The organism is Bacteroidota bacterium, from assembly GCA_034439655.1.
Lineage (GTDB): Bacteria > Bacteroidota > Bacteroidia > UKL13-3 > UKL13-3 > CANJUD01.
Window position 1 is genome coordinate 1 of the sequence record JAWXAU010000017.1, and the last position, 10858, is coordinate 10858.

Annotated in this window: 7 protein-coding genes; 3 read left to right on the forward strand and 4 right to left on the reverse strand. The window is 38.3% G+C overall.

What is annotated here, in order from left to right; all coding sequences use genetic code 11:
- The first annotated feature begins 301 nt into the window (after positions 1–301).
- Genes SGJ10_01160 through SGJ10_01170 form a run of 3 tightly spaced genes read left to right on the forward strand, consistent with a single transcriptional unit; the run spans position 302 to position 1592 of the window.
- A complete protein-coding gene (locus SGJ10_01160) occupies positions 302–619 on the forward strand; it encodes a hypothetical protein (GenBank protein ID MDZ4756732.1) in 318 nt (105 codons plus the stop codon).
- Between the two features lie 6 nt (positions 620–625).
- On the forward strand, positions 626–1081 hold the full coding sequence (locus tag SGJ10_01165) for a hypothetical protein (protein ID MDZ4756733.1): 456 nt from the start codon (positions 626–628) through the stop codon (positions 1079–1081).
- A gap of 4 nt (positions 1082–1085) precedes the next feature.
- Positions 1086–1592 carry a hypothetical protein gene (locus tag SGJ10_01170; GenBank protein MDZ4756734.1) on the forward strand — a complete coding sequence of 169 codons (507 nt, stop codon included), beginning with the start codon at positions 1086–1088 and terminating at the stop codon, positions 1590–1592.
- A gap of 63 nt (positions 1593–1655) precedes the next feature.
- Here the strand turns inward: SGJ10_01170 and SGJ10_01175 are convergent, their stop codons facing one another.
- The 4 genes from SGJ10_01175 to SGJ10_01190 form a co-directional block, all read right to left on the reverse strand.
- A complete protein-coding gene (locus SGJ10_01175; protein MDZ4756735.1) occupies positions 1656–1898 on the reverse strand; it encodes a hypothetical protein in 243 nt (80 codons plus the stop codon).
- A 225-nt stretch (positions 1899–2123) separates the two neighbouring features.
- Entirely contained in the window at positions 2124–7853 is a 5730-nt protein-coding gene (locus tag SGJ10_01180) for a PKD domain-containing protein (protein ID MDZ4756736.1), read from the reverse strand.
- A 590-nt stretch (positions 7854–8443) separates the two neighbouring features.
- Positions 8444–10213 (reverse strand): signal peptide peptidase SppA, encoded by a 1770-nt coding sequence (gene sppA, locus SGJ10_01185; GenBank protein MDZ4756737.1) that lies wholly within the window; start codon positions 10211–10213, stop codon positions 8444–8446.
- Between the two features lie 382 nt (positions 10214–10595).
- Positions 10596–10858: hypothetical protein (locus tag SGJ10_01190; protein ID MDZ4756738.1), on the reverse strand; the 263-nt coding region annotated here is incomplete at its 5' end.

Sequence of the window (10858 nt, forward strand, 5' to 3'; positions counted from 1 at the left end):
GCGGTTTTCGCTAAATTTAATCAACGATTCACACACACTTATCCACAGCAAAGTGCTGGTGCTAAAGCGTTTCTGAGTTTTCGCTCAGACACTATATAATAGCAAACTAATATAGGCCCTGTGGGGATAAGGATTTGGTATCAGTTTCAATTATTAAGACAAACCACCGATAATTTGGATGTGGTACTACTTAATACTTCATTGCGGACGGGTGATAAAAAATCACCATTAGGGCTGCATGATAAGTTTAGCAATATTGGTATTAGTGCAAATATATTATTAGGTGTAAGGAGAAAATAATATGAAAAAGATTATCATTATAATATATATGCTATTTGCTTCTGCAGCTTTTGTGCAAACCCAGAAAATGAATTTTGCCGTGGGGTTTGGTCCCGCAGCGTATAATATTAAGTCAGCTAATAATGCAGTTTTTTTTAATGCATATAATGCCAATTATACCAATATTTTAAGTAAGCCATTTGACACGACAATAGCTGCACCAGTTGGTTGGCAGAGTGTTATTTCATTTGCATTGGGTAAAAAAGCATTATATTATTGTAGTATCACCGTTAATAAACTAAAATCTGATAATAGAGCTACATTTATCAATAATGACTAAAGGCGTATGCGTTTTCAATATAGTGAGATTGGTATGGATTTATGCTCTGGTTTTAGGGTGGGAAAGAAGATTGCAGTGGGCTTAGTGGGAGGAATGAATTTTAGGAATTGTTATATTAAAAGTTCGTTTATATATAATGATGGAACGGAGAGTTTTACTAACGAAAAACAACTTAATGGTATATATCATTCATTAAAGGTGATGACTTATTTGGGTACTTCTATCGATGTGCAAGTATACAAGAAATTATGTTTAAATTTTAAACTTGATTATATGATGGGCACTATGGCAAACTCATCTGAATATTTTGATGGAGATCTTACCAAAAGCAGTGGTAAAACCTCCATACCGCAAGATATTAAAGATATAAATACCATAGGCTACAGGGGCCTTAGTGATGATAGCAAAGGAATACGTTGTGCATTAACGGTCAAATTTTTATTAACTGATACAAGCTATTAATACAATGATAAAAATTAAATTATATATAGTCGTGTTTTTTATTGTAAGTGTAATTTATACTTCTTGCGAAAAAGCAGATATGAAGGAAAACCGTCTATGCAGGGGAAATGGCAAATGGAATATTACCCAACAAGAAAGAATTGCCTACGATAGTGTAGGTGCTGTGCTTTGGGATTCGATAAGTACTGATTTGGGAGAACTTAATTTTTTTAAAGAAGGAAGCCTCGATGCCTTGTATGATTATAGAGTAGGGGTTATGTACCTCAAACAAATGCCTGAGTTGGAAAGACTTTATCGCTTTGAGTATTTTACCGATGGTAACCGTTTTAATATTAAGTTAGATGGAACTTTAATTGACCCTTCAAAAGATATAGCTAGGTTCTATTCAGTAAAGTATGATGGATATAGAAAGAAAGAATTGGTTTACGTAAAATCAGATGGGAATAGGCCAATCACCACAAATTCTAGTCAGTTGTATTATAAGGAGATTTTGACGATAGAGAAGGATTAAGGGATAAGTAGACAGTAGTCAGTAGACAGTAGACAGCCCGCCGCGGCGGGCTGTGGTTAGTGGTCAGTAGACAGTAGTAAATATATTTGGAAAAGTTTCCCTTTTCATGCGATATATATCTTCCAGTTCATTATAAAATAAATGGAAATCCTCAAAAGCTGAATCTTTAAACATCGCCATAAAATCAATAGCTATTTTTCTTTCTTGTTTTGTTGAATCGCTTGCTAGTGGCTTTGTTTCATCTGTTGCGTTTGATGTGCAGGATGAAGCTATTATAATAATGAGAAGTAGTTTGAGTAGATTCACGTTTCAGATATATGATATTTTTTGATTGTTTGTAATTCATTACTTTGTCTTCTATTGATGAGATTGCCAAGCGGAAGCCGCTCGCAATGACGGTAAATCCTACAAAAAATCCCACGCTATATCATAACGTGGGATTTTTTTGATTATATTATAGCTTGGATTAACAAACACAAATTTGCGTCAGCAACATTTATCATTTATTATTCATCATTCATCATTGTATTCTTATTCTTTCACAAACTGTTTGCTTCCTATTATATGTCCATTGGCATCGATCAATTGCAAATGATATAATCCTTTGGCCATAGCTGTTACATCTATTTGTGTGCTTCCACGTAAGCTTCCGTTTACTATTAATTTGCCAGTGGCATCATATACTGTCCAACGTGTAGCATTGCTATTTTGTTGTAATTGTATATTCAATTTATCAGCAGTAGGATTTGGATACAATTCAAATGATTTATCTGTAGGGACATTAATCGCATTTGCATCTACATTTACCCAACGACTTACGGTATTGGCAGCGTTATTTTGCTTATCTTTCACATTATAGTCCAACTGATACCAACCTTTCACTGTATTGTTTACTGTGCCTGTGCGAACCACCGAAGCAGGAACAACGACATCATAATTATCAGTAGCTTTCACTCCAGGGTCGGTAAAATTAGCATTGATGAATATATATATAGTATCTTTACCAATCAAAGTTATAACTGGACGTGTAGTATCGCCCACCTGCACCATACGGACGCGTGTGTTTATATTTTTACTCTTATCAGTTGCAGTGTATGTAACAGGATACCATCCCAATTTTCCCGTATCCACGGTACCACTTATTATAATAGTATTGGTTACATTTCCATCCATCGAGTCGATGGCGGTTGCACCCGCTTCTATATATTTATTATGCACTTCTAAATATTGGCTATCCACCCCTAATAATGTAATTGAAGGCCCACTATTGTCGGGCAAAACATAAATAGTGCGTTGCACTTCGGCAGCTTTATTTCCCGCAGAGTCTTTCACATTATATTTCACTATATAGCTGCCCACAACTTGGTTATTAATATTGCTTGAAGCAACTACATTGGCACTAATATTACCATCTACATTATCAATAGCGGTTGCACCTGGATCATTATAAGTAAGACCCTGTTCAACGGTATCAGGATTATTGCCAATCAAAGTAAGTACGGGTGGAGTTTTGTCATCACTAATTAATACAAAATAATCCTCCACTTCTCCAAATGCAACATTGCAAGGTTGGTTCTGGTTATTATTATAACTCACTGCTACCCTCAAGCGGGTGATGCCAACTTTGGCAGAGGCAGGAACCGTGAAACTACCCGATACCACTTGGTTGCTAGTAGGAGCATCGTTAATTACTCTCTCACTATTTATATCAAAATCACCATCTTGATTGTAATCAACCCACGCACGCCAATTTTGGTTTGTGCCGATATCGAATTTCTCAAGTCTATAAGTAGTTTTTGCTTTGCGTTCTATATTATATACTACCCCAAGGTTTGTATAATCGGTATACCCTTGTATCGAACTCGTGGTTCGGGTTGTATTATTAATACCCACACGATTCAATCCAACACCATTAATTAAGGTAGGATTTGGGCGGCAAATTGCAGACACATGTATATAGGCAGTGCGGCATACATTATCGTTTCCAAAATTGTTTGAAACCGTTAAACATACTTTATAATCGCCCGTATCGCTAAAGCTAAGCACCGCAGTATAATCATTGCTACCATTCAACATACTAACGGTTGCTGCAGGTGTTATCTGCCAACTCCAAGTTTTTGGGCCATTTGTACTTGTATCTCTCAAGGTTATTACTTGCATGGTATCGGCAATGGTGAAGTCGGTGGTGAAACCTGCAACAGGCTTTGCAGTAGGGGCAACCACACTAATCGTTTTTGTAATAAATGTTATACCTAGGCAATTGGTAACTGTTAAAGTAACATCAACATTGCCCGTTGTCGTAAATTTCCAATCGCCATTAGTGGTGGTAGAATCGGTGGTTCCATTGCCATCAAAATCCCATTCATAAGTAGTTCCGTTTTGGCTGCTATTTACAAAGTGTGTAACACCTGAATTATATACTTTGGTGGGAACTATAAAATCGGCCACAGCAGCTTGCAATACTTTGCTATTCCACTCACCAGCAAATCCTGCGGAGTTGCCCTGTGCGTTAGAAGTAAACTCTATATACATATTTCCTGAGTATGCTAGGAATGGCCCAGGTATATTACTACCGCTATATCCAAGTCCACTATATAATGGTGTGCCAGTATTGTCAGCACCATCATATACTCTTATATAATCGCCATTAGATAAATTAAATTTGTTAAACTTCAGTTCAATCTCACTATTACAAGGGCCAATTTTATAAGTACAATTTTCGTTATCGCTATAGTTGCTATTAGGGCCGCCTGAGTCGAACAGGGAACCTGCCGCTACCGTAGTTTCATAAGGGAATATACACATTTGTGCAAGCTCTTTTACAATAACCAAATTGGTTTTACAAACCTTCACACTGTTGCCGATTACATTTGTTGCGGTAAGACAAATTGTATAATTACCAGAGGTAAGGAAACCTATTTGTGGGTTTTGCGAAAACTCATCGCCATTGATAAAAAATATTTGGTTTGCAGGAGAAAATTCCCAGAACCAAGAAGTAGGGCCATTGGTGGAGAGGTCAGTTAATTGTATTGGGTCATTGGGGTAAACTGTATCTTGGTCTGATAAGAAATTAACTACTGGCACAGCGGTTGGGTTTTTTACATTGATGGTTTTATATACAGTATCAGTACCTGCACAGTTAGTAGCTACTAACATAATGGTTTGTTTGCCAAGGCTAGTATAAGTATAAGAAGTATTGAATAATGTATCATCTATTACACCATCGCCATCTACTTCCCATTGGTATTTATTGCCACTACCTGTTTGAGTGGCATTACGCAAATTGTATGGGCTATTGATATAGGCTACACTATCAGCATTGATTTTTGCTTTGGGTTTTTGATTTGCAAATGCAGTCCACGATGCTGCAAAACCAGCGGAGTTATTATTGCCATCGGTAATTTCTTTTATATATATACTTCCACTATTTGCAGTTAATGAACCGGGCGAATTGGTGCCAGTAAATCCTAAGCCGGGATGTAATGGTTTGCCTGTTGCATCTACTCCATCAAATACTTGCACATAGTCATTGGCTTGCATATCGAGTGCGGTGAATGATATTACAATTTTACCCGCACAAGTGGGTTCAATTAAAAATCCACAACCCGATCCATCATTATAGTTTGAAACGGGCCCTCCAGAATCATATATATAACCTTTGTACGCAGTGCTTACCACTGCAGTATTGTCGCACATATTAAATTGGTTGGTTACATTTATATATTGTGTTTTAACGATACTGTCTTTGCCCGCAGGGTTTTGAACTAAGAGTGATATTTTATATTTACCTGCATTGGCAAATGTGTGGAAAGGAAACTGAATATTTGAAGTATTATTTGAACCTGAAATGGTATCACCAAAATCCCAAGCCCATTTGGTAGGGTCATTTAGCGAGGTGTCTATAAAACTAACTTGCTGACCTACTTTTACGGTAAGCGGTGTAGCATAAAAACCAACTTTAGGTGAGGTATAATTTTTAACTATAAACTGCCTGTTGCTCGTACTGCTCCCCGCAATATTTTTTGCTTCCAGAAATACAGTATAAGTAGTAACCGAATCAAAACTTACAGTCGGGTTTTGAGTGGTATCATTGGTACTATTTTTAAAGCTTATTTTATTGGGGCTAAAGGTCCATTTCCATTGGTCGGGTTGGTTTACACTTTGGTCGACCAGGCTCACACTTTCATATATATATGGATTGAAAGTGTTGGCTGTAAAATCTGAAATTGGTTGTTGTTTTTGTAATATAATAATTGTTTTTTTGATGCTATCAATACAACCACCTTTGGTAATTACCATCAAAGTAATAATATATACACCTGCTGTATCAAAAGTGTGGGTAGGTTGAGATTGGTAGGTACTGTTCAATATTCCCGATTGCGGGTCACCGAAATTCCAACTCCAAAAAATAACTTCACCTCCAGTTGTTATATCATTGAATGTAATGGGAACTTGATATACATTGAGGTCGGTAATAAAATCGGCCTTAGGTTTTTCAACCGTAACGGCATTGGTAATTACTGATGGAGTGCCAGGCAAATTTGTATTGGTAGTTAATTTCACATTATATACTCCCGCACTTGCATAAGTATGTGAAGGGTTTTGGTTGACGCTGTCGACCTTGCCATCGCCGAACTCCCAACGCCAGCTAGTAATATTATAGTTACCAAAAGTATAAGATCTATCATAAAAATCGGTTTGACTACCGAGGCAACTTGCCCCCGCTTTAAATTCAGAAACGGGTTGGCCATTTTCCCTTATCACCACTGTATAATCTTCTACTTCCCCTATTTGTATAGGATTGGTGCAAGGACCTTGTGCCGTAACTGGGTAACTCTGTGTACTTACACGCATGCGGGTTGGGCCGCACACTGCAGTGCTAGGCACATTGAAATTTTGTTGCAGTAATACATAAGAACCTTGAGCTTGATTGTTAGTAAAATTAAAAGTATCCAATACTTTTTCTGTTGTAGGATCCAATACACCATTATGGTTAAAATCAATCCAAGCTCTTACTCTGGTAGCATTTACACCATTGCCGCAAACCACCCCAATAGTTTGTGCATTGCCACGGTCAATAGTGTCGCTCAAATAAGTATAATCTACATATCCTGACGATTGTTGGAAATAACTGCTATTACTAATAGTACCCATTTGCACGCTATAAACTCCAATAAAATTTGTTTGGTTACCGCGGCTTACACAATATCCTACCCTGCGGTTGCCACCAGGGTTCACATTGGCGGGGATACGTTTGATGCTGTTTATTTCGATTGAATAACAGCGGGCATCAATGGTATTTCCGAGCAGTGCTCCACTACTAATATCATATACCAGCCAAAAGTAGTTTTGTCCTTGTTTCAAATTTTGGTTGGCATTGATTGCAAACGAACCACTGGGGCTGCTTACAGCACTTCCTACTTGGTTGGTGATACCGAAATTTGCGTTGTTTCCAGTATAATATAATTTTGCTTTGCTCAACTCAGCAGGGTTAGAAGTACCCAAAGTGCTAAAGTTGAAATTGCCTATGGTGAGTGGGCTAAGTGTACCGCCTGGATTATTCTCAACCACGATTCGAAGAATTTGATTATCGGTACTGCCTTGCGTTACCTCGTCAAAATTTATTTGAGCCACATCGCTGCTTTTATAGGTTTGAGCTGAGGGGGGAAATACATCTACCGTGAAATCTTGAAAGTATTGGCTCCATTTTAAAGTGGTAGTATTCGCATCGTTATTGGTGCAAGGGTCAGGAGTATTAGCTGCCGCATTGGTATTTGAATATACGGTTCCCACCCTCATTCGGGTAGCACCCGTTTTTGCGTTTACAGGAATGGTAATATTAGTCCCGGCAATATGGTTACCTACATTCATTTGGTCGAACGCAGAGAATACGCGTTCAGTGCTTTCAAAGGTGCCGTTTTGATTATAATCAATCCATACGGCCACTATTTGAGAGTTAGCACCATTGCCTAAGAAAATGCTAAGCGGATAGGCAGCTCCTTTAGCCACACGGGCAGTTTCCAAAGTATTGTCATCGTAATTGGATGAAGGATTGCCCTGAGGTGCCGCAGTGCTCACATTCATGTCAGCCAAAGTCACATTTTTGATGTGGGTAAAGAAAGAACTGGGTGTATTCTGTACATTTGTGGCACCATTCCAATATCCGTAACCGGTATAGCTAGGAGTACAATATGTTTGGGCTTGGGTGTGGGTGGTTTGGATAGTGATTAGGATGCAAACCAGTGCGTAAAATTTCCTCATGTGGTGGTTGTTTTTATTAATAAGAGGCCAAAGGTAGGAAAAAGGTTGCAATACAAAAAGATTTTTTTTCGGGATAGGAGCCCATTGCTAAGAAGGCTCTGTGGCATATCAGTTCATAGGCAGATTTTAATTCTTACTCTTTCACAAATTTTTAAGTTACAAACGCTTTAAATATTTTCTTGGGTTCATGATAATACTATATATATGTGCAATATAAATGCAGGACGAAGGAAATACATTAAAAGAACCTTCTTCAGGATATGATAGTAGAGGCAAAAAACAAATTGTTTTTTTTAATTCGTTTTAAGAAATGGACGATTATAGCAGGTTAAGAATTGGTATAAATCTTATTCTCAGTCCGTTTCTAATTTTGCTATAATAGTATATTGAGGTATCTATAATACCCAATATGGTTTTTTATAATATGGATTTATTCAAAAATGGTGGAAGGAGAAAAAGAGTAGAGGTATTCATGCCGCAGATGCTGAAATATTCGCCGTGGCGAAGAGCATGACGTCGCAACTGCAAAGATACCAGTATCATTAGCCTTGCGACAGGCTAACCCATTCGCCGCGTCTCGGAACCGAACCCTACCTTATCTCCACATCAAACATCATCCTAGCTTGCACACCTTTCCATGTTTTCATAGCTTTGAGGGTGCGGTATAGCGTGGCATATTCGCCGAGTTCACTTTCTATAATACTTTGTTTAACGTCTGTAGTTCCGTTCTTTAAAAATTTCTCCAATGGGTTTTTCATTTGCGGCAGTACTTTGATGCGGTAATCTTTGAGCTTGGCAAGTTCCGCCGCTTTTTTAATGGCATCATCTATACCACCTATCTTATCTACCAATCCAATTTTAAGTGCGTCTTCGCCAGTCCACACGCGGCCTCGGGCCATGTTGTCCACCTCGGCTTTGGTTTTTTTGCGGCCTGCGGCTACACGATCCACAAAATCATTATATACTTTGTTTACCAAACTTTCATATATGGTTTTTTCTTCGGCGGTCATAGGGCGACCCATATCGCCAAGGTCGCTGTATTTTCCTGTTTTAACACCTTCTGAAGTAATTCCAAGTTTGTCGTTCATCAATTTTTGGTAATTAGGAATAAGTCCGAACACACCTATTGAACCTGTAATGGTATTGGCTTGGGCAAATATATAATCCGCAGGAGCAGCTATATAATAACCACCACTTGCAGCCACGTCGCCCATGCTTACTACTATAGGTTTTTTCTGTTGGCGGGTTAATTCCACCTCACGCCATATAATATCGGATGCCAATGAGCTTCCACCAGGTGAATTTATACGAAGAACTATTGCTTTTACTTTATCATCGTTACGTGCTTTGCGAATAGCATCACTAATGCGATCGCTGCCAATACTATTGTCGCTGCCTTCGCCACTGTTAATTTCGCCAGTAGCATATATAATGGCAATTTTTCCTTCCCCATCGGGTTCGCTGCCGGCCACACCCACGTTTGCATATTTGCCCATAGTCACCAAATGTATTTTATCTTTTTCGCCCTGACCTAACCTTTTATTTAACTCAAGCAATAGTTGGTCTTTATACCAAAGTTCGTCCACCATTTTTAAGTTCTTTGCATCGGCGGCAGATTTAATTTTAAGTTCGTTTGCAATGCCTCTCACATCGGCCACTTCCATTTTGCGACTTTGGGCAATTGTTTCTAGCATGTGGTTATTGAGGCTGTTTAAATATACTTCTACTTGTTCTCTGTTTTCAGCACTCATGTGGTCGTATAAAAATGGCTCAACGGCACTTTTATATTTGTTGTCTGGGCCTTTAATTGCGGTCATTTCTATACCCAATTTGTCAAGAGCTTTTTTAAAGAAATGCACTTGGGCAAACATGCCGTTAAACAGCATTTCGCCAGTTGGATTTAGATATATTTTATCGGCAGCCGTGGCTATATAATAAGAACCATTGGTATATATTTCGCTATAAGCAAGTACAAACTTGCCACTCTTTTTAAAGTCTAATACAGCATTGCGAATTTCTTCGGCTGTTGCCCATCCGCCGCCCACTGCCATAATTTCAAGTAAGACACCTTTGATATGTGGATCCGACTGTGCTTTCTTCAAGTTGGCCAGTATGTCGTTTAGTCCCACCATATCTGCATCGCCCACTATACCGGCAAAAGGATTGTTTGGGGTGCGTTCGGGAATAGGATACCCCAGCGTAATATGTAGCACCGATTTGTCTTCTATGGTTGCTACCTTTTTATCAGCTAAGCTACTAAGGCTGGCAGTGATAATACCACCAACGATAAAAACCAATAGAATGCCACCTATAATGAACCCAAACATGGAAGCGAAAAGCATTTTAAAAAACTGTCTCATAGTGTATTTTGTATTTTTATATTTTTGGCAAATTTAATGTGGAATGTCTGATGAAGGTGTAATTAAATTTCTATCAATTTGCGGTCTAACGAAAATAGTTAATGTAATGTTTCAGATTCTGTGCAATCAATCGACTTACGATAGCTGTACGGTAGTGGTTGGTGAATTCCGAATAAGATTCGGGACCCACAGGCATCTAGTAATGTTTCATATTCTGTGAAATCTAGCGTTTGTTGGTTCCGAACGTTTTCGGGAGCAACAGCAGACATCTGGAATACCCGCAATCGTTAAATCATACCTCGTTAAATCATTCAATAAAAAAGCCACCCGAGGGTGGCTTAATACAATTAAAAGTTTATAAAGGTTTTTTGAGCTTTAAAGGTTAATTTTGAGTTGCACTTTTAGGTTCATTTTTATTATTGCTAGCTAATTTTGTGTATTCTTTTATATAAGCTTCGGAAAGGTTATTAAGTTTATGTATACGCAGTGTTTTGGTAGAGGCCATTAGTTCAGCAACGCTATTGGGATTCTTTTTATAATCCTGTGCGGCATACGATTTGGCTATTGCAACTGATGCTTGGCGATAGCTTAATCCATTGGTTTCACGCATTAATTCAATTTGGCTTTTTAAGGTATTGGCTGTTA

Bases quoted from the DNA above. Each gene is read 5' to 3' on its own strand.
- SGJ10_01170 (MDZ4756734.1), top strand. From the start codon at position 1,086: ATGATAAAAATTAAATTATATATAGTCGTGTTTTTTATTGTAAGTGTA.
- SGJ10_01160 (MDZ4756732.1), top strand. From the start codon at position 302: ATGAAAAAGATTATCATTATAATATATATGCTATTTGCTTCTGCAGCT.
- sppA (MDZ4756737.1), bottom strand. From the start codon at position 10,213: ATGAGACAGTTTTTTAAAATGCTTTTCGCTTCCATGTTTGGGTTCATT.
- SGJ10_01180 (MDZ4756736.1), bottom strand. From the start codon at position 7,853: ATGAGGAAATTTTACGCACTGGTTTGCATCCTAATCACTATCCAAACC.
- SGJ10_01165 (MDZ4756733.1), top strand. From the start codon at position 626: ATGCGTTTTCAATATAGTGAGATTGGTATGGATTTATGCTCTGGTTTT.